General features: G+C 68.2%; 26 protein-coding genes. 25 read left to right on the forward strand and 1 reads right to left on the reverse strand.

The genetic code is table 11. The features are described from left to right. Nucleotides 1–3 precede the first annotated feature (3 nt). From rplF to rplQ, 15 genes are all read left to right on the forward strand, one after another. On the forward strand, nt 4–540 hold the full coding sequence (gene rplF, locus ACFU8V_RS14340) for a 50S ribosomal protein L6 (protein ID WP_025102395.1): 537 nt from the start codon (nt 4–6) through the stop codon (nt 538–540). 2 nt (nt 541–542) lie between these two features. Continuing rightward, nucleotides 543–902, forward strand: coding sequence for a 50S ribosomal protein L18 (gene rplR / locus ACFU8V_RS14345; RefSeq protein ID WP_025102394.1), 360 nt, complete (start codon nt 543–545; stop codon nt 900–902). 20 nt (nt 903–922) lie between these two features. Continuing rightward, nucleotides 923–1,597, forward strand: a complete 675-nt coding sequence (rpsE, locus tag ACFU8V_RS14350; protein WP_200838869.1) for a 30S ribosomal protein S5 — start codon at nt 923–925, stop codon at nt 1,595–1,597. Then, on the forward strand, nt 1,597–1,782 hold the full coding sequence (gene rpmD, locus ACFU8V_RS14355) for a 50S ribosomal protein L30 (protein WP_067121122.1): 186 nt from the start codon (nt 1,597–1,599) through the stop codon (nt 1,780–1,782). The genes rpsE and rpmD overlap by 1 nt, the downstream gene beginning before the upstream one ends. Next, nucleotides 1,782–2,399, forward strand: a complete 618-nt coding sequence (rplO, locus tag ACFU8V_RS14360) for a 50S ribosomal protein L15 (protein ID WP_082758410.1) — start codon at nt 1,782–1,784, stop codon at nt 2,397–2,399. The genes rpmD and rplO overlap by 1 nt, the downstream gene beginning before the upstream one ends. 153 nt (nt 2,400–2,552) lie before the next feature. Then, complete coding sequence (gene secY, locus ACFU8V_RS14365; protein ID WP_025102391.1) at nt 2,553–3,875, forward strand: preprotein translocase subunit SecY; 1,323 nt, start codon at nt 2,553–2,555, stop codon at nt 3,873–3,875. Continuing rightward, nucleotides 3,872–4,477 carry an adenylate kinase gene (locus tag ACFU8V_RS14370; protein ID WP_378872265.1) on the forward strand — a complete coding sequence of 202 codons (606 nt, stop codon included), beginning with the start codon at nt 3,872–3,874 and terminating at the stop codon, nt 4,475–4,477. The genes secY and ACFU8V_RS14370 overlap by 4 nt, the downstream gene beginning before the upstream one ends. Nucleotide 4,478: 1 nt before the next feature. Next, on the forward strand, nt 4,479–5,330 hold the full coding sequence (map, locus tag ACFU8V_RS14375; RefSeq protein WP_062765211.1) for a type I methionyl aminopeptidase: 852 nt from the start codon (nt 4,479–4,481) through the stop codon (nt 5,328–5,330). Beyond that, nucleotides 5,330–6,001, forward strand: a complete 672-nt coding sequence (locus ACFU8V_RS14380; protein ID WP_062765208.1) for a thioredoxin domain-containing protein — start codon at nt 5,330–5,332, stop codon at nt 5,999–6,001. The genes map and ACFU8V_RS14380 overlap by 1 nt, the downstream gene beginning before the upstream one ends. A 172-nt stretch (nt 6,002–6,173) precedes the next feature. After that, entirely contained in the window at nt 6,174–6,395 is a 222-nt protein-coding gene (gene infA, locus ACFU8V_RS14385) for a translation initiation factor IF-1 (protein WP_018171468.1), read from the forward strand. Between the two features lie 64 nt (nt 6,396–6,459). Beyond that, on the forward strand, nt 6,460–6,576 hold the full coding sequence (gene rpmJ, locus ACFU8V_RS14390) for a 50S ribosomal protein L36 (RefSeq protein WP_005050492.1): 117 nt from the start codon (nt 6,460–6,462) through the stop codon (nt 6,574–6,576). A gap of 147 nt (nt 6,577–6,723) precedes the next feature. Beyond that, complete coding sequence (rpsM, locus tag ACFU8V_RS14395) at nt 6,724–7,098, forward strand: 30S ribosomal protein S13 (protein ID WP_062632862.1); 375 nt, start codon at nt 6,724–6,726, stop codon at nt 7,096–7,098. A gap of 30 nt (nt 7,099–7,128) precedes the next feature. Continuing rightward, nucleotides 7,129–7,527, forward strand: coding sequence for a 30S ribosomal protein S11 (rpsK, locus tag ACFU8V_RS14400; RefSeq protein WP_045249905.1), 399 nt, complete (start codon nt 7,129–7,131; stop codon nt 7,525–7,527). Nucleotides 7,528–7,657: 130 nt separating this feature from the next. Beyond that, complete coding sequence (locus ACFU8V_RS14405; protein WP_025102386.1) at nt 7,658–8,647, forward strand: DNA-directed RNA polymerase subunit alpha; 990 nt, start codon at nt 7,658–7,660, stop codon at nt 8,645–8,647. 34 nt (nt 8,648–8,681) lie between these two features. Further along, nucleotides 8,682–9,254: a 50S ribosomal protein L17 gene (rplQ, locus tag ACFU8V_RS14410; RefSeq protein WP_062632861.1), complete on the forward strand. Its 573-nt coding sequence runs from the start codon at nt 8,682–8,684 to the stop codon at nt 9,252–9,254. A gap of 53 nt (nt 9,255–9,307) precedes the next feature. Here rplQ and ACFU8V_RS14415 read toward each other — a convergent pair whose 3' ends face one another. Next, nucleotides 9,308–10,528, reverse strand: a complete 1,221-nt coding sequence (locus tag ACFU8V_RS14415) for a PAS domain-containing protein (RefSeq protein WP_366215368.1) — start codon at nt 10,526–10,528, stop codon at nt 9,308–9,310. A 160-nt stretch (nt 10,529–10,688) separates the two neighbouring features. Here ACFU8V_RS14415 and ACFU8V_RS14420 point away from each other — a divergent pair, with 160 nt between their 5' ends. The 10 genes from ACFU8V_RS14420 to ACFU8V_RS14465 all read left to right on the forward strand — a co-directional run bounded on the left by ACFU8V_RS14420 (nt 10,689) and on the right by ACFU8V_RS14465 (nt 20,614). Continuing rightward, entirely contained in the window at nt 10,689–11,708 is a 1,020-nt protein-coding gene (locus ACFU8V_RS14420; RefSeq protein ID WP_315107486.1) for a tripartite tricarboxylate transporter substrate-binding protein, read from the forward strand. A gap of 1 nt (nt 11,709) precedes the next feature. Beyond that, complete coding sequence (locus tag ACFU8V_RS14425) at nt 11,710–12,270, forward strand: tripartite tricarboxylate transporter TctB family protein (RefSeq protein WP_082758408.1); 561 nt, start codon at nt 11,710–11,712, stop codon at nt 12,268–12,270. Next, entirely contained in the window at nt 12,270–13,817 is a 1,548-nt protein-coding gene (locus ACFU8V_RS14430) for a tripartite tricarboxylate transporter permease (RefSeq protein WP_315107484.1), read from the forward strand. The genes ACFU8V_RS14425 and ACFU8V_RS14430 overlap by 1 nt, the downstream gene beginning before the upstream one ends. Before the next feature lie 46 nt (nt 13,818–13,863). Further along, the gene (locus ACFU8V_RS14435; RefSeq protein WP_025102380.1) at nt 13,864–14,661 is read left to right on the forward strand and encodes a sulfite exporter TauE/SafE family protein; all 798 of its coding nucleotides are present in this window, start codon (nt 13,864–13,866) and stop codon (nt 14,659–14,661) included. A 191-nt stretch (nt 14,662–14,852) separates the two neighbouring features. Beyond that, nucleotides 14,853–15,857, forward strand: a complete 1,005-nt coding sequence (locus tag ACFU8V_RS14440) for an SIS domain-containing protein (RefSeq protein ID WP_062765192.1) — start codon at nt 14,853–14,855, stop codon at nt 15,855–15,857. Nucleotides 15,858–15,876: 19 nt separating this feature from the next. Continuing rightward, nucleotides 15,877–17,160 carry an extracellular solute-binding protein gene (locus ACFU8V_RS14445; protein ID WP_161973035.1) on the forward strand — a complete coding sequence of 428 codons (1,284 nt, stop codon included), beginning with the start codon at nt 15,877–15,879 and terminating at the stop codon, nt 17,158–17,160. Nucleotides 17,161–17,225: 65 nt separating this feature from the next. After that, complete coding sequence (locus ACFU8V_RS14450) at nt 17,226–18,107, forward strand: carbohydrate ABC transporter permease (RefSeq protein WP_085606364.1); 882 nt, start codon at nt 17,226–17,228, stop codon at nt 18,105–18,107. Nucleotide 18,108: 1 nt separating this feature from the next. Next, on the forward strand, nt 18,109–18,951 hold the full coding sequence (locus ACFU8V_RS14455; RefSeq protein WP_126893303.1) for a carbohydrate ABC transporter permease: 843 nt from the start codon (nt 18,109–18,111) through the stop codon (nt 18,949–18,951). Then, on the forward strand, nt 18,948–19,862 hold the full coding sequence (locus ACFU8V_RS14460; protein WP_082758402.1) for a PfkB family carbohydrate kinase: 915 nt from the start codon (nt 18,948–18,950) through the stop codon (nt 19,860–19,862). Before ACFU8V_RS14455 ends, ACFU8V_RS14460 begins: the two co-directional genes overlap by 4 nt. A gap of 14 nt (nt 19,863–19,876) precedes the next feature. Further along, the gene (locus ACFU8V_RS14465; RefSeq protein WP_025102374.1) at nt 19,877–20,614 is read left to right on the forward strand and encodes a GntR family transcriptional regulator; all 738 of its coding nucleotides are present in this window, start codon (nt 19,877–19,879) and stop codon (nt 20,612–20,614) included. The last annotated feature ends 69 nt before the right edge of the window (nt 20,615–20,683 follow it).

Here is a 20,683-nt window from a genome sequence, read left to right on the forward strand (position 1 = left end):
GAAATGTCGCGTATTGGACGACTTCCCATCGACGTTCCCGCGGGCGTGACCGTTTCGGTCGACGGCCGTGAGGTCGCGGTGAAGGGCCCCAAGGGTGAGCTCACCCTCACGGTGGCCAGCCCCATCGAGGTGTCGGTCGAGGAGAACCAGGTTCTCGTCACCCGCCCCGACGACGAGCGCGAGTCCCGGTCGCTTCACGGCCTGACCCGCACGCTCATCAACAACAACATCATCGGCGTGACCCAGGGCTACACCAAGGGTCTCGAGGTCGTCGGCACCGGTTACCGCGTGCAGCAGAAGGGCAACTCGGTCGAGTTCGCCCTCGGCTTCTCGCACCCGGTCCTGGTCGACCCGCCCGCCGGCATCACGCTCACGGTCGAGGGCACGAACAAGCTCACCGTCAGCGGGATCGACAAGCAGGCCGTCGGTGAGGCGGCTGCGAACATCCGCAAGATCCGCAAGCCCGAGCCGTACAAGGGCAAGGGTGTGCGCTACGCCGGCGAGGTCGTGCGTCGCAAGGCCGGAAAGGCTGGTAAGTAACCATGGCTGTGAAGTCGAAGTCCGACGCCCGCGCGCGTCGTCACGCCCGTCTTCGCAAGAAGATCGTGGGCACCGAGGTGCGTCCGCGCCTCGTCGTCAACCGTTCGGCGCGTCACGTCTTCGTGCAGCTCGTCGACGACAGCAAGGGCCACACGGTCGCCTCGGCCTCGACGCTCGAGACCGACCTGCGTTCGCTGGATGGCGACAAGACCGCCAAGGCTCGCAAGGTCGGCGAGCTCCTCGCCGAGCGTGCGAAGGCCGCAGGCGTTTCCGAGGCAGTGTTCGACCGTGGCGGCAACCGCTACGCGGGTCGTGTCGCCGCCATCGCCGACGGCGCCCGTGAAGGGGGTCTGGCACTGTGAGTGACAACAAGGAGAACGAAGTGACCGAAGCGGCTGCTGCCACTTCCGAGACGGCCGCCGGCACCACGCAGGCTGAGCCCACTCGCGACCAGCGGGACGGCCGCCGCGGCGGACGTGACCGCAACCAGGGCGGCCGCGACCGCAACTCGCGCGACCGCGGCGACAACCAGTTCCTGGAGCGCGTCGTCACCATCAACCGCGTCTCGAAGGTCGTGAAGGGTGGTCGTCGCTTCAGCTTCACCGCTCTCGTGGTCGTCGGCGACGGCAACGGTCTGGTGGGCGTCGGCTACGGCAAGGCCCGTGAGGTCCCCCTGGCGATCTCGAAGGGTGTCGAAGAGGCCAAGCGCAACTTCTTCCGCGTCCCGCGCGTCGGCAGCACCATCCCGCACCCCGTGCAGGGTGAGTCGGCCGCCGGTGTGGTGCTCCTGCGCCCCGCCGCCGCCGGTACCGGTGTCATCGCCGGTGGTCCGGTCCGCGCCGTGCTCGAGTGCGCCGGCATCCACGACGTGCTGTCCAAGTCGCTCGGCTCGTCGAACACGATCAACATCGTGCACGCGACGGTCACCGCCCTGAAGGAGCTCGAGGAGCCCCGCGCCGTCGCCGCACGTCGTGGTCTCGAGTTCGACCAGGTCGCCCCGGCCCGGCTCGTCCGCGCCGAGGCCGAGGCCATCGCCGCACAGAAGGTAGGTGCCTGATGGCCGCGCGACTCAAGGTCACGCAGATCAAGTCCAAGGTGAGCGAGAAGCAGAACCAGCGCGACACGCTGCGCAGCCTCGGTCTCAAGCGGATCGGTGACAGCACCGTCCGCCCCGACGACGCGCAGACGCGCGGCTACGTCAAGACCGTCGCCCACCTCGTCAAGGTTGAGGAGATCGACTAATGGCTGAGAAGAACGAGGCCGTCGAGGCCGAGAAGGCCACGAAGAAGGCGGCGGCTCCCAAGGCCGACGCCGCCAAGAAGCCCGCCGCGAAGAAGGCACCGGCCAAGACCGCTGCCGCCGACGCGAAGGCCGACGGCTCCGCCAAGGCTGCGCCGAAGAAGGACGCCCCGGCGTCCCGCCCCGGCGTGCTGAAGGTCCACCACCTGCGTCCGGTCCCGGGTGCCAACACCGCGAAGACCCGTGTCGGTCGCGGTGAGGGCTCGAAGGGCAAGACGGCCGGTCGCGGCACGAAGGGCACCAAGGCCCGCAACACCGTGCGCGTCGGCTTCGAGGGTGGCCAGATGCCGCTGCACATGCGCACGCCGAAGCTGCGCGGCTTCAAGAACCCGTTCCGCGTCGAGTACCAGGTCGTGAACCTGGAGAAGCTCGCGGAGCTCTACCCCCAGGGTGGCGACGTCACCGTGAGCGACCTGGTCGCCAAGGGTGCGGTTCGCAAGAACGAGAAGGTCAAGGTTCTCGGCAACGGCGACATCGCCGTGAAGCTCACCGTCGCGGTCGACAAGGTCTCGGGTTCCGCCGAGCAGAAGATCGTGGCTGCGGGCGGATCCGTCAAGTAACCACTGCGGAAGAGGGGTCGGAGATTCTCCGGCCCCTCTTCTGGTTCGGTGGGGGAGAAGCCGACCGCCCGCATTCCCCGGACCTCGGAGTGGGTTACCCTGGTGTTTCAGCCGCCCCTCGGGGGTCCGGCCACCTTTTCAGGAGGAACGTTCTTGTTTAGCGCCATCGCGCGGATCTTCCGCACGCCCGACCTGCGTCGGAAGATCGGTTTCACTCTCGCGATCATCGCGATCTACCGTCTCGGCTCGAACGTCCCCGCGCCGTTCGTCAACTTCCCGAACGTGGAGCAGTGTCTCGCGGCCAATGCCGGCACCGAGGGTCTGCTCGGACTCGTCAACCTCTTCTCCGGCGGCGCTCTGCTGCAGCTGTCGATCTTCGCGCTCGGTGTCATGCCGTACATCACGGCGACGATCATCACGCAGCTCCTGCGCGTCGTCATCCCGCACTTCGAGGCGCTGCACAAGGAGGGCCAGGCCGGACAGGCCAAGCTCACCCAATACACGCGGTACCTCACGATCGCGCTCGCGCTCCTGCAGTCGACGACCCTCGTCACCGTCGCCCGCACCGGTCAGCTCTTCGGAACGACCGACATCGGCGCGTGCACCCAGCTCCTCACGAACGACGTCTGGTGGGCGCAGGTGCTCATCATCATGGCGATGACGGCCGGCACCGGTCTGATCATGTGGTTCGCCGAGCTCGTCACCGAGCGCGGCATCGGCAACGGCATGTCGCTGCTGATCTTCACCTCCATCGCCGCGACCTTCCCCGGTGCGATGTCGATCATCTGGCAGACCCGCGGCTTCGAGGTGTTCCTCCTCGTGCTCCTCGTCGGCATCATCGTGATGGGTCTCGTCGTCTTCGTCGAGCAGTCCCAGCGGCGCATCCCCGTGCAGTACGCGAAGCGCATGGTGGGACGCCGGACATACGGCGGCACCAACACGTACATCCCGATCAAGGTCAACATGGCGGGCGTGATCCCGGTCATCTTCGCCTCGTCGCTGCTGTACATCCCCGCGCTCATCGCCCAGTTCAACACCCCGCAGGACGGCTCGACTCCGCCCGCCTGGGTCAGCTGGATCAGCGCGAACTTCACCACCGGCAACAGCCCGATCTACATGGCGGCGTACTTCCTGCTGATCATCGGGTTCACCTACTTCTACGTCGCGATCACGTTCAACCCCGTCGAGGTCGCCGACAACATGAAGAAGTACGGCGGCTTCATCCCCGGGATCCGGGCCGGCCGTCCGACCGCGGAGTACCTGGACTACGTGCTCACCCGCATCACGCTCCCCGGTTCCCTCTACCTGGGCCTGATCGCCCTCATCCCGTTGATCGCCCTCGCCACGGTCGGCGCCAACCAGAACTTCCCGTTCGGTGGCGCGTCGATCCTCATCATCGTCGGCGTGGGTCTCGAGACGGTCAAGCAGATCGACGCCCAGCTGCAGCAGCGACACTACGAAGGACTTCTCCGATGACAGCATCCGCACGTCTTCTCATCGTCGGTCCGCAGGGTTCCGGCAAGGGCACGCAGGGTGTGCGCATCGCCGAGTCCTACGGCATCCCCGTCGTCTCGACCGGCGACATCTTCCGAGCGAACATCAAGGAGGGGACGGCGCTCGGCCAGCAGGTCACCGCGATCCTCGACAAGGGCGACCTCGTGCCGGACGAGCTGACGAGCGAGATCGTGCGCGACCGGCTGAGCCAGGACGACGCGCAGAACGGCTTCCTCCTCGACGGCTACCCCCGCAACACCGCGCAGGTGTCGCACCTGGACGCGTTCCTCGAGGGACGCGGCGAGGCGCTGGACGCGGTGATCCTCCTCGACGTCCCCCGTGAGGAGAGCATCGCCCGCCTCGCCCTCCGCGCCGCCGAGCAGGGCCGTTCCGACGACACCGACGAGGCCATCGCGCACCGACTCGACATCTACGAGAAGGAGACGGCGCCGATCACCGAGGTCTACAGCAGCCGCGGCATCGTCGACCGCATCGACGGCGTGGGCTCCCTCGAGGAGATCACGGAGCGCATCGCCGCCGCCCTGGCCGCTCGCGGACTGCGCTCCGCCGCCTCCGCCGCCTGAGATGTTCCGCCGCTCGATCTACAAGACCCCGGCTCAGCTCCGAGCCCTGGTCGAGCCCGGGCTCATCACCGCCGAGGCCCTCGACGCCGTCCGCGCCCTCATCAAGCCCGGAGTGACGACGATCGAGCTCGATGCCGCCGCCAACCGCGCGATCGTGCAGCGGGGAGCGGAGTCGAACTTCCAGCTCGTCAAGGGCTACCACCACACGATCTGCGTCTCGGTCAACGAGCAGGTCGTGCACGGCATCCCGGGGGAGCGGGTGCTCCAGCCGGGCGACATCGTCTCGGTGGACTGCGGCGCCCAGTTCGACGGCTGGAACGGTGACAGCGCGATCACGGTCGTCGTCCCCGATCCCGAGCGCCCGGAGCTCGTCGCCCGCCGCGAGGAGCTCTCCCGCGTGACCGAGGGGTCGATGTGGGCGGGCATCGCCGCGATGGCGACGGCATCCTCGATCGACGAGATCGGCGCCGCCATCCAGGACTACATCGAGGCGCAGGGGCCGTCGGCCGTGAGCGGCGAGCCCTACGGGATCCTCCGCGAGTACGTCGGCCACGGCATCGGGCGGAAGATGCACGAGGCGCCCAGCGTCTTCAACTACCGGACACCGGACCGCGGCGCGGACGTGAAGCCCGGGCTCGTGCTCGCCATCGAGCCCATGGTGACCGCCGGCGGCGAGGCGACCTTCGTGGAGGACGACGACTGGACCGTCACGACGGTCGACGGCACTGACGGCTCACATTGGGAACATAGCGTCGCCCTGCATGATGGGGGCATCTGGGTGCTCACCGCGCCCGATGGTGGAAGAGCCGGACTCGCCCCGTTCGGGGTCGAGCCTCGAGAGATCGGAAAGTAATGGCAGCGGCGAAGAGCAACACCAACTGGTTCGCGATCGGCGTCTCCATCGCCGTCGTCGTGGTCCTGGTGGCCCTCGGCGGACTCGTGGTGTTCCTCAACAACCAGGCGACCTCTCCCGGCGCCACCCCGACCGCGAGCGACAACTTCGACGCCGACGCCGGCTCCATCTCCATGGGCGACGGCGACACCACGGTGTCGGTCTTCCTCGACTTCCAGTGCCCGGTCTGCAAGTCCTTCGAGGATCAGTTCGGCGCCGCCCTCGAGGCCAAGGCGCAGAGCGGCGAGATCACCCTCGAGCAGCACCCCATCGCGATCCTGGACCGCTTCTCGCAGGGCACCGAGTTCTCCTCCCGTTCGGCCGGTGCCGCATTCTGCGTCGCCGAGTCCGACTCCGACCTCTACTTCGACTACGCGAAGGTCCTGTTCGAGAACCAGCCGGCGGAGAACAGCCCCGGCCTCACGAACGAGCAGCTCGCCGAGTTCGCCACCCAGGTCGGCGCGGGCGACGATGTGGTGTCCTGCATCACGGACGAGACGTACCGCAAGTTCGGTGCCGCGCAGGCGAAGGCCAACGACATCCAGGGCACGCCGACCGTCGAGATCGACGGCGAGCGGCTCGACCTCCAGAACCAGGAAGACATGAAGCGGTTCACCGACCTGCTCGGCTGACACTCCCTGACCCCTCGACGCCCCGTCCGGCCAAGTTGCCGGATGGGGCGTCGTCGGATAACATAGATCTTTGGTGCCTTGTGCCATGCGTTCGGCGTGTCCGATCCGGCCCGGTACCGCACATCACCCACCCACCGCAGATCGACCGGTCTGCAGAAGCGTCAGCGAGGCTATGGCTAAGAAAGACGGTGTCATCGAGATCGAGGGCGTCGTGTCGGAGGCTCTGCCCAACGCGATGTTCCGCGTTGAGCTCAGCAATGGACACAAGGTTCTGGCGACGATCTCCGGAAAGATGCGGCAGAACTACATCCGCATCATCCCCGAGGACCGCGTGGTCGTGGAGCTCAGCCCCTACGACCTGACCCGCGGCCGCATCGTCTACCGCTACCGCTGATCGGTCGAGAAGTAACACCCCAGGCTCCACGCCTGCCCGGTGAAGACAGCGAACAGGAAACATCATGAAGGTCAACCCCAGCGTCAAGCCGATCTGCGATCACTGCAAGGTGATCCGCCGCCACGGCCGCGTGATGGTGATCTGCAAGAGCAACCCGCGTCACAAGCAGCGCCAGGGCTGAGTGCCCCGCTGCGTGGGCGCCGCTCTCGCAATCTCATAACTCAATACGACACGGCAGGATCAGAACCCGCGGAAGCGGGGGACACCTCGGGGCGGAGGCCCGGGCACCGATCCTGCTCCACACCTCCACAACACCCAGGAGAACCGCATGGCACGTCTTGCCGGCGTTGACATCCCGCGCGACAAGCGCGTGGTGATCGCCCTTACCTACATCTACGGCGTCGGCCGTACCCGCTCGGTCGAGATCCTCAAGGCGACCGACATCGACGAGAGCATCCGCGTGAAGGACCTCAGCGACGACCAGCTCGTCGCCCTCCGCGACTACATCGAAGGCAACTACAAGGTGGAGGGTGACCTGCGCCGCGAGGTGGCCGCAGACATCCGCCGCAAGGTCGAGATCGGCTCCTACGAGGGCCTCCGCCACCGTCGTGGCCTCCCGGTCCGCGGTCAGCGCACCAAGACCAACGCCCGTACCCGCAAGGGCCCGAAGCGCACCGTCGCCGGCAAGAAGAAGGCCCGCTAAGCAGCGGCCAGGGACTAGGAGAACACTTTCATGGCTGCACCCAAGGCCGCCGCGCGCAAGCCGCGCCGCAAGGAGAAGAAGAACATCGCGCTGGGCCAGGCCCACATCAAGTCGACGTTCAACAACACCATCGTTTCGATCACCGACCCGTCCGGCGCTGTCATCAGCTGGGCCTCGTCGGGTGGCGTGGGCTTCAAGGGCTCCCGCAAGTCGACCCCGTACGCCGCAGGCATGGCCGCCGAGTCGGCCGCCCGCCAGGCGCAGGAGCACGGCGTGAAGAAGGTCGACGTCTTCGTGAAGGGTCCGGGCTCCGGCCGCGAGACCGCGATCCGCTCGCTGCAGGCCGCCGGCCTCGAGGTGGGTTCGATCCAGGACGTCACCCCGCAGGCGCACAACGGCTGCCGTCCGCCGAAGCGTCGCCGCGTCTGATGCGTGTGCCGAGCCGCTCGTCCTTCGGGTCGAGCGGCTCGGCGCCCCGCGTGGGGCATCGACTTCCACAACTCAAGACCTCACCCCACCACATGTCATATAGCGGGCATGTGATCGAAAGGAACACAGAGTGCTTATTGCACAGCGTCCCACACTGACCGAGGAAAAGATCGTCGAGAACCGGAGCCGGTTCATCATCGAGCCTCTGGAGCCCGGCTTCGGCTACACGATCGGCAACGCGCTGCGTCGCAGCCTGCTGTCGTCGATCCCCGGCGCCGCTGTCACCAGCGTCCGCATCGACGGTGTGCTGCACGAGTTCAGCACGATCCCCGGCGTGAAGGAGGATGTCACCGAGATCATCCTCAACATCAAGCAGCTGGTCGTCTCCAGCGAGCGCGACGAGCCCATCACCGCGTACCTTCGCAAGACCGGTGCCGGTGAAGTGACCGCCGCCGACATCTCGGCTCCGGCCGGTGTCGAGGTGCACAACCCCGAGCTCGTCATCGCGACGCTCAACGACACCGCCAAGTTCGAGCTCGAGCTCACCATCGAGCGCGGCCGTGGCTACGTCTCCGCGACGCAGAACCGCAACGAGTACGCCGAGGCCGGTCAGATCCCGATCGACTCGATCTACTCGCCCGTGCTGAAGGTCAGCTACCGCGTCGACGCCACCCGTGCCGGTGAGCGCACCGACTTCGACAAGCTCATCCTCGACGTCGAGACCAAGTCGGCGATCAGCCCCCGCGACGCCGTCGCCTCGGCTGCCAAGACGCTCACCGAGCTGTTCGGTCTCGCCCGCGAGCTGAACGTCGAGGCCGAGGGCATCGAGATCGGCCCGGCGCCGGTGGAGGCTGTGAACTCCAGCGAGCTGTCGATGCCGATCGAGGACCTCGACCTGTCGGTCCGCTCGTACAACTGCCTGAAGCGTGAGGGCATCAACACCGTTTCTGAGCTCGTCGCCCTGTCGGAGACGCAGCTCATGAACATCCGCAATTTCGGCCAGAAGTCGGTCGACGAGGTGCGCGACAAGCTCATCTCGCTCGGTCTGTCGCTCAAGGATTCGGTGCCCGGTTTCGACGGCGCCCACTTCTACGGCGGCAGCGAAGACGAGTCCTTCTGATACCCGACCCTTTCTGACCAGGAGTTAGACGATTATGCCCAAGCCCACCAAGGGTCCCCGCCTCGGAGGCGGCCCCGCCCACGAGCGCCTGCTGCTTGCCAACCTCGCTGCTGCGCTGTACACCCACAAGTCGATCAAGACGACCGAGACGAAGGCCAAGCGCCTGCGTCCGCTCGCCGAGCGCCTCATCACCTTCGCCAAGCGCGGAGACCTCCACGCCCGCCGTCGCGTGCTGTCGGTCATCGGTGACAAGGAAGTCGTGCACGTCCTGTTCAACGAGATCGCTCCGCTCGTCGCGGACCGCGAGGGTGGCTACACGCGCATCACCAAGGTCGGGAACCGCAAGGGCGACAACGCCCCCATGGCCGTGATCGAGCTCGTCCTCGAGCCCGTCACCCCGAAGGCGAAGTCGACCAAGAAGGCCGCTGCGGCCCCGAAGGACGAGAAGCCGGCTGCCGAGGAGGCTCCCGCCGAGGAGACCGTCGAGGCCCCCGCGGACGAGACCCCTGCCGAGGACACGGCTGCCGAGGCCGGCGCCGAGTCGCAGGCCGAGGGCGAGGCCGCTGAGGCCGCCGCCGAGGACGCTGTCGAGAAGAAGTCCGAGTAAGGACAGATCTCCCACGAAGCCCGCCGCCCCTCCGGGGTGGCGGGCTTCGTCGTTCAGCGGGGGTCGGTGATCCGGTAGCGTGCCCCGGGACGCCCCTTGGTGGAGTAATCCAGAGACCGCACCGCCTGGCCCGTGGCGGCGAGGTGCTCGAGATAGCGGCGCGCACTGACGCGGGAGATGGCGAGATCCTCTCCGATCTCGGTCGCGGAGGCATCCGGCCGGGCGGCGAGGGCGGCGGAGACCCGCTCCAGCGTCTCGGCGCTCAGCCCCTTCGGCAGCCCGTACCGCTCCCGGAAGGCGATGATCGCATCGGCGGCCTCGACCCGGCGCACGACGTCGTGCAGCTCGGTGTGGTCGCGCAGCAGCAGCGTCGCCCCCACATCGGCGGACCCGCTCCCCGAGGCCGTGCTCCGCGCGACCAGCACATGCGAGCCGACGATGACGGGGCGTCCCGCGGCCTCGCCGTCGCGGAGCACGGTGGCGAGCTCGTCGCCGAGGACGTCATCCGCGGGAGCGCCGTCGAGATCGGCGGCATCGCGACCGAGGAACCGCGCCGCCGCGTCGTTGACCAGGGTGATCCGCCCTGTGCCGTCCACCGTGACGACCCCTTCGCTCAACCCATGCAGGGTCGTCTCCTGGTTCTTGACCAGCGCCGCGATCTGGTGCGGCTCGAGCCGGTAGATGCGGCGCCGGATGAACGACGTCACCCACGCAGCGCCGAAGACCCCCAGAACCGCCGCGGCGAGCATGGCGGAGATGAGTCCGACGAGGTTGCTGGTGAACTCCTCGTTCAGCTCGGACTCCAGGATGCCGACGGAGGCGGTGCCGATGACCGTGCCGTCCTCGTCGCGGATGGGCACCTTCACGCGCCACGAGGCCCCGAGCGTCCCGGTCTGCGTGCCCACGAAGATGTCGCCGCCCAGCGGGATCGACGGGTCGGTGGACACCCGCTCGCCGATGCGGTCGGTGTTCGGATGCGAGTACCGGATGCCCTCGTCGTTGGCGACCACCACGTAGGCGAGATCGGAGGCCTCGCGGATGACCTCGGCGACCGGTTGGATGGCGGCGGCCGGGTCCTCGTCGTCGAACGCGTCGAGGACGACGGGGAGAGCGGCGACGGACTGGGCGACCGCCTGCATGCGGTCCTTGTAGGCCTCGCGGAGCGCGTTCTCCTGGAACGCCCCGGCGGCGATGCCGGTGGCGAGGGTCACCAGGAACACGATCAGCGCCTGCAGCGCGAGCAGCTGCACACGGAGCGTCATCTTCGAGGCCACGGGTCCATTCTCCCGGGTGGGTGGACGGGCCGCGAGCCGCCGGCGGAGGTGTTCACGACCAATAGTTACGGAACGCGACCAATGGTTTCCGAAGCTTGAGCGGGCGCATCCGCGCCTCGACAGTGGACGGATTGCACCCGAACGCTCAAGGAGGAGCGCCATGAATCACGCCCGCATCGGGACCCTCGCCGCGGCCGTCGCCGCGACCGCCCTGGTCCTCACCTCGTGCTCGACCGCGGACGGCGGAACCGCCGGCTCCGACGGCGGAGACGAGGCGGTCGCCATCACCGACGTGAACATCGTCGTCCCCGCCGACCCGGGCGGCGGCTGGGACCAGACCGGTCGTGCCCTCTCCCAGCTGCTCACCCAGGAGGACATCGTCGGCTCGGCGCCGGTCACCAACGTCGGCGGGGCCGGGGGAACGGTCGGCCTCGCGCAGCTCGCCAATGAGAAGGACCCGGCGACCCTCATGGTCATGGGCCTCGTGATGGTCGGTGCGGTGGAGACCAACGCCTCGGCCGTGCGCATCGAGGACATGACCCCGATCGCCCGCCTCACCGACGAGCCCCTCGTCGTGGTGGTCCCCGCGGACTCCGAGTACGACACCCTGGAGGACCTCGTCGAGGACGTCGTGGACAAGGGCCAGGAGGTCACGATCACCGGCGGCTCCGCCGGGGGAGCCGACCACATCCTCGCCGGACTGCTGCTCGAGGAGGCGGGGCTCGACGGCGCGGAGATCGCCGAGAAGCTGAACTACACGCCCAACTCGGGCGGCGGCGAGGCCACGTCGCTGATCCTGGGCGGCAAGGTGTCGGCAGGAATCTCCGGTGTCGGCGAGTTCCTGCAGCACATCGAGGCCGGCACCATGAAGGCTCTCGCCGTCTCGTCGGAGGAGCCGGTCACGCAGCTGCCGGACGTCGACACGATCACCGACTCCGGATACGACGTCGTGCTCACCAACTGGCGCGGCGTGATCGCGCCGGGCGGCATCAGCGACGCCGAGCGCTCGGAGCTCGAGCGCATCGTCACCGAGTTGGAGGCGTCCGAAGCCTGGAAGGACGAGCTGGAGACGCGGGGCTGGGCGGATGCCTTCCTCACGGGCGCCGAGTTCGCCGAGTTCCTCGACGGCAACATCACCGAGGTCACCACGACGCTGCAGAACATCGGGCTGGTCGGCTGACATGACGACCGGGTCTTCCGGACCCGGCGAGGAGGTGCGGACCGACGCCCGTCGGTCCGCACGCCTCGTCGCGTCCCTGCCGCGGGGGGAGCTCGTCTTCGCCCTGCTCATGGTGGCGCTCGGCGTGTTCGCGTTCGCCGGTGTGTTCACCATCCATGTGCCCGCGGGTGGCCAGGTCGGCCCGACGGTCTTCCCGCTGTTCGTCTCGGTGCTGCTGCTCGGCTCCTCTCTCGCCGTCGTGGTGAGCATCCTCCGCGGGCACCGCGGTGTGCCGGAGGAGGGGGAGGACGTCGATCAGAGCCTGCCGACCGACTGGCTCACCCTCGTGAAGATCGTGGCGCTCGTGGTCGCTCATCTGCTCCTCATCGAGCCGCTCGGCTGGGCCCCGGCAGCGGCGCTGCTGTTCGGCGGCGTCGCGTGGGCGCTCGGCGCGCGGCGGTGGTGGATGGCGCTCCTCATCGGCGCGGTCATCGCGCTGGTCGTGCAGGTCGTGTTCGGCGGTCTGCTCGGGCTCTCGCTCCCGTGGGGACCGGCGCTCGGCTGGCTGGGAAGGACGTTCTGATGGACAGCTGGAGTCTGCTCCTCGAGGGGTTCGCGACCGCGCTGCAGCCCCAGTACCTCGCGTTCGCCTTCTTCGGCGTGCTGATCGGCACGGCCGTGGGCGTCCTGCCCGGAATCGGGCCGGCGATGACCGTCGCCCTGCTCCTTCCGCTCACCTACACGCTCGAGCCGGCCGCGGCGCTCATCACGTTCGCGGGCATCTACTACGGCGGCATGTACGGCGGGTCGACCACGAGCATCCTGCTGAACACCCCGGGGGAGTCGTCGTCGATCGTGACGGCGATCGAGGGCAACAAGATGGCCAAGCTCGGGCGGGGTGCAGCGGCGCTGGCCACCGCGGCGCTCGGGTCGTTCGTCGCCGGAACCCTCGCCACTGTGGGCCTGACGCTGCTCGCCCCGGTGCTCGCGCAGTTCGCCGTGAACCTCGGGCCCGCCGACTACGTCGCGCTCATCGTCGTGGCCTTCGTCACGGTCGGCGCGCTCATGGGGTCCTCCGTGCCGCGCGGCCTGCTGTCGCTCGGCGTCGGCCTGTTCCTCGGCCTGGTCGGCACCGACTGGCTCTCGGGGCAGCAGCGGTACACGCTCGGCCTGCTGCCGCTGGCGGACGGCATCGACGTGGTGCTCGTGGCGGTCGGGCTCTTCGCCGTCGGCGAGACGCTGTACGTCGCGGCCCGGCTGCGGCACGGCGCGATCGACGTGATCCCCGTGTCGCGCGGGTGGCGCAGCTGGATGACGAAGGACGACTGGCGCCGCTCGTGGAAGCCCTGGCTCCGCGGCACCGCCATCGGCTTCCCCATCGGCACGATCCCGGCCGGTGGCGCCGACGTGGCGACCTTCCTGTCCTACGCCACCGAGCGCAAGCTCTCGCGGCGCAAGGACGAGTTCGGCCGCGGGGCCATCGAAGGCGTCGCGGGCCCGGAGTCGGCGAACAACGCCGCGGCCGCGGGCGTGCTCGTGCCGCTGCTGACGCTGGGCCTTCCGACGACGGCGACCGCCGCGATCATCCTCACGGCGTTCCAGACGTACGGTCTGCAGCCCGGACCGCAGCTGTTCACCGGACAGGCAGACCTCGTGTGGGCACTGGTGGCGAGCCTCTACATCGGCAACGTGATCCTGCTCGTGCTGAACCTGCCGCTGGTGGGCATGTGGGCGAAGCTCCTGCAGATCCCGCGGCCGTATCTGTACGCGGGCATCCTCCTGTTCGCCGCCTTCGGGGCGTACGCGCTGAACTTCGCGGTCGTCGACATCCTGATCCTGCTCATCATCGGCGTCCTCGGCTACTTCCTGCGGCGGTACGGCTTCCCCGTCGCGCCGCTGGTGGTGGGCATGATCCTCGGGCCGATGGGGGAGGAGCAGCTGCGGCGCGCGCTGCAGCTCAGCCAGGGCGACCTGACGACGCTCATCGCGCAGCCGTTCTCCGCGGTCGCCTACGTCATCCTCGCGCTGCTCATCGCCGGCGGTCTGTGGCTGCGGCGTCGGCAGCGCCGGTACGAGCAGGCGCTCACGGAGTCCATCGCGGTGCCCGTCAAAGCGGACTCGGAGGTCTGAGCCCGCACGATTCGAGGAGGGGAGAGGCCGGGAGTAGGCTGATCCGGTGAGCGATGCGACGGTCCTGAAGCGCGGACCCCGCGCCTACGCCACGTTCATCGGCATCGGCCTCCTCGCCGGCCTCCTCTCCGGTCTCTTCGGCGTCGGCGGCGGCACGGTGATCGTCCCGCTGCTGGTGCTCCTGCTCGCGTTCGACCAGCGGCTCGCGGCCGGGACCTCGCTGGCGGCGATCGTCCCGACGGCGACCGTCGGCGTCATCTCCTACGCCGCATCGGGCTCCGTCGCCTGGATCCCGGCGCTGATCCTCGCGGCCGGGGCCGTGGTCGGAGCGCAGATCGGCACCCGCCTGCTCCCGCGGATCTCGCAGACCGCCCTCCGCTGGGGCTTCGTCGGCTTCCTCGTCGTCGTGATCGTGAGCCTCTTCCTCGTGATCCCCTCGCGCGACGCCGTCTTCGAGCTCACCTGGCTCACCGGGATCGCCCTGGTGGTCGTGGGAATCGGAACGGGCATCCTGGCCGGGCTCATCGGCGTGGGCGGCGGTGTCATCGTCGTCCCGGTGCTCATGCTCGCGTTCGGCACCAGCGACCTCGTCGCGAAGGGCACCTCGCTGCTCATGATGATCCCGACCGCGCTCTCCGGCACGGTCGGCAACCTCCGCAACCGCAACGTCGATCTCCTCGCCGCGCTGCTCATCGGCGTCTCGGCGTGCACCACGACGGCCCTCGGCGCCTGGCTGGCGACCATCGTCGACCCGACCGTCGGCAACCTCCTCTTCGCCGCGTATCTCGTCGTGATCGCGGTGCAGATGGCCCTCAAGGCCGTCCGCGGGCGCCGGCGCGGCTGACGCCGCGGCCGCCGTTCCTGCGGCGCGAGCCGACCGCTGAAGCGCGCCGGACCCGTCCCTTTCCCTGACTCCCGCGAACGATTTTCGCCGCGCCCCTTTACAGGCGGTGCTGCGCTCGCTATCGTCAGTCATCACATGACGTCATATAACGAGTCATGATGTTTGATCGAAGGTCATCAGAAGGGACCATCTTGTCTGCCACCGCTCTGTTCGTCGACTCCGCCGCTATCGAGAACCAGCTCGCTGCGGCCCGCCAGGCGATCGCGACCCGAGACACCATCTCGCGCGTCGTGCTCACCGCCTGCGGCGGCTCCTTTGCCGTCATGCAGCCCATCGAGTACCTGTTCGGCACCAAGGCGGTGTCGCTCGAGGCGACCGCACTCAATGCTGCCGAGTTCACCAGCCGCGCCTCGTCGCGCGTCGACGCCGACACCCTCGTCGTGCTCTGCTCGCACTCCGGCACCACGCCGGAGACGGTCGCCGCGGCGAAGCACGCACGTGAGCGCGGTGCGCTCACGGTCGCCTTCACGTTCGACCCGACGTCGCCGCTCGCCGAGGCATCGGAGCACGTGGTGGCGTATCAGCACGGCGAGGGGAAGAGCGAGGCCCACGTCGGCCCCGCGCTGCTGCTGCGCTTGGCGGCCGGCATCCTGGACGACCGTGAACAGGCCGGCATCGCCGGTGCGGTCGACGAGGCCGTCGCCCAGCTGCCGACCCTCGTGCCGGCAGCGCGCGAAGCGCACTCCGCAGCCGCCGATGCCTGGGGATACCGCCACCGTCGCGAGCCCCTCATCTACACGATGGCGGCAGGCTCCAACTACGGCTCCGCGTACTCGTTCGCCATCTGCCTGCTGCAGGAGATGCAGTGGGTGCACTCCGCCGCCATCCACGCCGGCGAGTACTTCCACGGCCCCTTCGAGATCACCGAGGAGGATGTGCCGTTCATCGCGCTGCTCGGACTCGATGAGACTCGGTCCGTCGAGCAGCGCGCGGTGGACTTCGTCACGAAGCACTCGGATCGGGTGCTCGTCCTCGACGCCCAGGAGTTCGGCCTCGATGTCGTCGCTCCGGAGGTGCGCGGCATCGTCGCCCACCTCCTCTTCAACGTCGTGCTCCGCGCGTACGCGGATGCACTCGCCGACCACCGAGGACACCCCCTCAGCGTGCGCCGCTACATGTGGCGCATGGAGTACTAGGAACGAAAGGATCGCAACGATGCGAACATCAGCCCGGATCGGCGTGGCGGCTGCGGCCGCCGCCGCCCTCGTCCTGCCCCTGGCCTCGTGCGCCGGCGGCGAGAGCGAGGCCTCGGACGGCCAGGTGGAGATCAGCTTCTTCCACCGCTGGCCCAACGAGCCGAAGAACTCGTACTACACCGACATGGTGGCGGAGTTCGAGAAGGAGAACCCCGACATCAATGTCTCCGTCGAGAGCGTGCTCAACGACGCCTACAAGGACAAGGTGAAGGTCGTCGCGGGCTCCGCCAACGCTCCGGACGTCCTGTTCACCTGGAGTGGCTCGTTCGTGGACGAGCTCGTCTCCAACGACGCCCTGCTCGATCTCGGGCCGTGGCTCGAGGAGGACACGGAGTTCCGGGACAGCTTCTACCCGAGCCAGTTGGAAGCCTTCGAGGTCGACGGCACCTCCTACGGTCTGCCGGTGGGGATGCAGTCGAAGCTGTTCTTCTACAACAAAGACGTGTTCGAGGAGCTGGGCCTCGAGCCGCCGGCGACGTGGGACGAGTTCATCGACGTCCTGGAGACGATCCAGGACGCCGGCATGACCCCGATCGAGTACGGCGCGCAGGAGCAGTGGACGATCGCGCACTACGTCGGCACGCTGAATCAGCGTGTCGTCGATCCGGAGGTGTTCGCAGCGGATCAGGATCCGGCGACCGGCGCGTTCACGGACGAGGGGTATGTCCGGGCGCTGGAGCGCTTCCAGGAACTCGCCGAGTACATGAACGACGACCTCACGGCCGTCGGGCATGAGATCGCGCGTAACGCCTGGATCGCGGGGGAGGCGCCGATCATGTACATGCAGAGCGCCGAGGTGGGGTACTTCGGCGACGCGCAGTTCGAGTACGGCACGTTCAACTTCCCTGCGGTCGAGGGGGGCAAGGGCGATCCGGCGGAGCTGACCGGAGCTCCGGAGGGCTTCGCGATCTCGAAGACCACGAAGCACCCCGAGGAGGCGCAGCGGTTCCTCGAGTTCCTGCTCAGCAAGCAGAGCGGCATCGCCTATGCGGAGCGCGCGGGCGAGCTGAGCCCGGTCAAGGGTGCGGTCGAGGAGGCGGACGTGCCCGAGATCTCACGGGAGCTCGCCCAGGGGATCGTCGACGCCTCGGCGATGACGACCTGGCTCGACAACGCCTACGATCCGCAGATCGTGCAGGCGTACCTGTCCGAGACTCAGCTGATGCTCAGCGGCCAGCAGACCCCCGAGGGAGTCATGGCCGCCGTGCAGGAAGCCGCGAAGCGCGTGCGCGACGCCTCCTGATCCGCACCGGGGCCGCCGGCATCCTCGGCCGGCGGCCCCTCCCACCTTTCGGAAGAGACACCGTGATGAGAACACGCTCTCGAGCCTGGTCGAACCTGCTCTACGTGCTTCCCGCGATCATCCTGATCGGGGTGTTCGTGTACTACCCGCTGGTCGCCAATGCGGCCTTCGGCTTCTTCTCCTTCAGCGCCGGCAGCGGCGAGATGCGCTTCGTCGGCCTCGACAACTTCGCGCGGCTCTTCGGTGATCCGATCATCGCGACGGCCCTGGGCAACAACATCCTGTACGCGATCGTCTCGATCGTGTGCCAGGTGGGTGGTGCCCTCGTGATCGCCGCCTGGCTGACCCGGCTGCTCGGTCCGCGCATGGGCGCATTCCTGCGCAGCGTGTACTTCCTGCCCGCCGTGATCTCGATGACCGTGATCGCGCTGCTGTTCACGTTCGTGTACAACGCCCGCGGCGGACTCCTCAACGCTCTGCTGGAGGCGATCGGACTCGGCAGCCTGCAGACGGCGTGGCTCGCCGATGTCGACACGGCGATGGTAGCGGTCATCGGCGTCTCCCAGTGGCAGAGCATCGGCTACGTCTGCATGCTCTACGTCGTCGCACTGCAGCAGATCCCGGAGGAGTACTACGAAGCCGCGTCGCTGGACGGCGCCGGACGGGTTCGCCAGTTCTTCAGCATCACCGTCCCGCAGGCCAAGGAGATGATCTTCGTCGCGATGATCCTCACCGTCTCCGGCGCTTTCACGGTGTTCAACGAGCCTTACATCCTGACCAAGGGCGGTCCGGGAAACACCACCCAGGTCCTCGCGACCTATATGTACAACCAGGGTTTCTTCCAGAACGAGATGGGCTACGCCTCGGCCATCGCGAGCCTGATCTTCGTGATCACGCTCGTGCTGTCCGTCGTGCAGATGGTCTCGTTCCGAAGCGGGAGGCAATGACATGAGCAGTACCCGGCTTCGTCCGGCGGAGCGTATCCGCCGTGCTCCGGTCCAGGTGATCCTGGCCGTCTACGCCGTCGTGATCGCCTACCCCCTGCTCTGGATGGTGATCTCTTCGTTCAAGTCCTCATCCGAGATCTTCGCCGATCCGTGGGGGCTGCCGTCGGTCTGGCTCGTCCAGAACTATGCCGCCGCCTGGGATCGCGGGATCTCCGACTACTTCCTCAACTCCGTCATCGTCACGGTCATCTCCACCGCCGCGACCGTCGCATTCGCGGCACTGTGCGCCTACGGCATGGTGAGGCTGTCGAGCCGCGTGGCGAACGTCGTGTTGATCGTGGCGATGGGCGGGCTGGTGGTGGCACCGCAGGTGAGCCTCATCCCGCTCTACCGCCTTCTCGACACGATGGGACTGCTGAACACGTACTGGGCGATGATCCTCCCTTATGTGGCGTTCCGTCTGCCGATGGCGATCCTGCTCATCCGTTCGGTCTTCCTCGGCATCCCCCGCGAGCTCGAGGACGCCGCGACCATCGATGGCTGCCGCTCGTTCGGCGTCTTCCGGCACGTCTACCTGCCGCTGAGCGCGTCCGTGCTGACGACCGCCGCCGTCCTCACCGGTTACTTCGCCTGGAATGAGTTCCTCTTCGCGATCGTCTACATCGACGCTGATGCGCTCCGCACCATCCCCGCGGGACTCATGTCGTTCCGCGACTCCCTCTCCACGGAGTGGGGTGTGCTCCTGGCAGGATTGACCATCGCGGCCCTGCCCATCGTGGTGGTGTTCCTCGCGCTGCAGCGGTACTTCGTCGCCGGCGTCGCGGCGGGGAGTGTGAAGGGATGACGATGGATACGGATCAGCTCCGGGATGCGCTCGCCGCGGTCCCACCGCCCTCGCTGGTCGGCGTCGGGGACAACGTGCTCGACTGCTATCTGCATGAGGACCTGGCCTACCCCGGGGGCAACGCCCTGAACGTCGCCGCGTACAGCCGGCTCTTCTTCGGCGGCACAGCCGGATTCGTCGGGATCATGGGAGACGACCGTTTCGCGGACCACGTGCGGGGCGTCCTCGACGAGGTCGGAGTGGACGGCGCCCGCATCAGACGCGTGCGCGGCGCGAACGGCATGGCTTTCGTCGCGTTGGACGAGGACGGCGACCGGCGCTTCGTCGCCTCGAACCGCGGGGGAGTCCAGGCCGAGCTGCGGCTGCGTCTGAGCGAGGCCGATCACGAGTACCTCTCCGGCTTCGACCGCGTGCACACCTCGGTCTACTCGTCGTTGGAGCCGGAGCTTCCGGCCATCGCGGAACGGGGGAGCCGCGTGTCGTACGACTATTCCGACGACGCGTCGCCGGATGTGATCCGGGCGACAGCTCCGCACGTCGACGTGGGGTTCTTCTCCGGCGGCCACCGCAGTGATTCCGAGATCGACGCCCTCGGCCGCTTCGCCGTGGCCTGCGGTATGGGGTCGGCCGTGGTGACGCGGGGTGCCCGCGGCTCTGTCGGCTTCGACGCCACTTCCGTGCGGCGTACCGGTATCCGCGAGGTCGACGCCGTCGATGCGCTCGGCGCCGGGGACGCCTTCCTCACCGGGTTCCTCGCGGCGCGGGCGGGCGGGGCCGATCTCGCCGAAAGCCTCGATATCGCCGCTGTCAGCGGAGCGCTCGCCTGCACGTTGCGCGGGGCGTTCGGATACCCTGTGCATGCGGGGGACGACGCACGCGCGCAGATGCTGCGACGATACCCGGCGCCGTAGAGGAGGACTCCGACGTGACTCAGCTGTCGTCAGCCGTCGGTTCGACCCCGCTGCACGAACAGGTGCGAAGCCTGCTGATGCGGGAGATCGACGCCGGGACCTATGCCGAAGGCGAGCGGCTTCCGTCCGAACCCGAGCTGTGCGAGCGCTTCGGTGTCAGCCGGATCACCGTGCGGCGGGCGGTGGCCGACCTCGAGGGCCTCGGCATCGTGCGTCGACAGCAGGGCCGTGGGACCTTCGTCGCTCCGCGACGCGAGGTGATCGGCGCCATGACCCTCGGTGGCTTCGCGGACACCGTGGTGGCAGACGGGGTCAAGTCCCGACGGATCATGCGCGCTGAGACGACCCCCGCCGACGAGAAGCGCGCGCGCCGCCTCGGCGTCCCCGTCGGCGACCCGGTGTTCCGGCTGGTACGCGTCTTCGCTCTCGACGGCATCCCGCTCTCCATCGACGACAGCCGGTATTCTCTGACGCGCTTCCCGGATTTCGATCGGCACATCGACCACGACACCTCCACGTATCAGGTGCTCCGCGACGTGTACGGCGTCGAGTTCTCGGAGATGTACCGCGAGATCGACGTCGGCTTCACGACCGCGCAGACCGCGGAGTGGCTGGCCCGCCCGGAGCACGATCCGCTCATCGTCGTCCGGAAGCGCGCACTCGACCGGGCTGGTGAGGTCGTTCACACGTCACGGGTGAAGGTCGTTCCGAGTCGGATGACGCTGAACATGGTGGTTCGCTCCCAGGGATGAGGGCAGCCCGGGTCTCGCGATGCCGCATATCGTCCGGGTTTCCGCCGGCCCCGCCCGGACCGGACTGTC

The sequence above is a fragment of the Microbacterium sp. NPDC057658 genome, assembly GCF_042799975.1.
Classification (GTDB): domain Bacteria; phylum Actinomycetota; class Actinomycetes; order Actinomycetales; family Microbacteriaceae; genus Microbacterium.

What these genes read in the sequence shown, in the direction of transcription:
- infA (WP_018171468.1), top strand. Translation starts at nt 6,174, where the DNA reads ATGGCTAAGAAAGACGGTGTCATCGAGATCGAGGGCGTCGTGTCGGAG.
- ACFU8V_RS14430 (WP_315107484.1), top strand. Translation starts at nt 12,270, where the DNA reads ATGGACAGCTGGAGTCTGCTCCTCGAGGGGTTCGCGACCGCGCTGCAG.
- ACFU8V_RS14450 (WP_085606364.1), top strand. Translation starts at nt 17,226, where the DNA reads ATGAGAACACGCTCTCGAGCCTGGTCGAACCTGCTCTACGTGCTTCCC.
- rplQ (WP_062632861.1), top strand. Translation starts at nt 8,682, where the DNA reads ATGCCCAAGCCCACCAAGGGTCCCCGCCTCGGAGGCGGCCCCGCCCAC.
- ACFU8V_RS14380 (WP_062765208.1), top strand. Translation starts at nt 5,330, where the DNA reads ATGGCAGCGGCGAAGAGCAACACCAACTGGTTCGCGATCGGCGTCTCC.
- rplF (WP_025102395.1), top strand. Translation starts at nt 4, where the DNA reads ATGTCGCGTATTGGACGACTTCCCATCGACGTTCCCGCGGGCGTGACC.
- ACFU8V_RS14420 (WP_315107486.1), top strand. Translation starts at nt 10,689, where the DNA reads ATGAATCACGCCCGCATCGGGACCCTCGCCGCGGCCGTCGCCGCGACC.
- rpsK (WP_045249905.1), top strand. Translation starts at nt 7,129, where the DNA reads ATGGCTGCACCCAAGGCCGCCGCGCGCAAGCCGCGCCGCAAGGAGAAG.
- rplO (WP_082758410.1), top strand. Translation starts at nt 1,782, where the DNA reads ATGGCTGAGAAGAACGAGGCCGTCGAGGCCGAGAAGGCCACGAAGAAG.
- rpsM (WP_062632862.1), top strand. Translation starts at nt 6,724, where the DNA reads ATGGCACGTCTTGCCGGCGTTGACATCCCGCGCGACAAGCGCGTGGTG.
- rplR (WP_025102394.1), top strand. Translation starts at nt 543, where the DNA reads ATGGCTGTGAAGTCGAAGTCCGACGCCCGCGCGCGTCGTCACGCCCGT.
- ACFU8V_RS14425 (WP_082758408.1), top strand. Translation starts at nt 11,710, where the DNA reads ATGACGACCGGGTCTTCCGGACCCGGCGAGGAGGTGCGGACCGACGCC.
- ACFU8V_RS14445 (WP_161973035.1), top strand. Translation starts at nt 15,877, where the DNA reads ATGCGAACATCAGCCCGGATCGGCGTGGCGGCTGCGGCCGCCGCCGCC.
- rpmJ (WP_005050492.1), top strand. Translation starts at nt 6,460, where the DNA reads ATGAAGGTCAACCCCAGCGTCAAGCCGATCTGCGATCACTGCAAGGTG.
- ACFU8V_RS14460 (WP_082758402.1), top strand. Translation starts at nt 18,948, where the DNA reads ATGACGATGGATACGGATCAGCTCCGGGATGCGCTCGCCGCGGTCCCA.
- ACFU8V_RS14370 (WP_378872265.1), top strand. Translation starts at nt 3,872, where the DNA reads ATGACAGCATCCGCACGTCTTCTCATCGTCGGTCCGCAGGGTTCCGGC.
- rpmD (WP_067121122.1), top strand. Translation starts at nt 1,597, where the DNA reads ATGGCCGCGCGACTCAAGGTCACGCAGATCAAGTCCAAGGTGAGCGAG.
- ACFU8V_RS14455 (WP_126893303.1), top strand. Translation starts at nt 18,109, where the DNA reads ATGAGCAGTACCCGGCTTCGTCCGGCGGAGCGTATCCGCCGTGCTCCG.
- map (WP_062765211.1), top strand. Translation starts at nt 4,479, where the DNA reads ATGTTCCGCCGCTCGATCTACAAGACCCCGGCTCAGCTCCGAGCCCTG.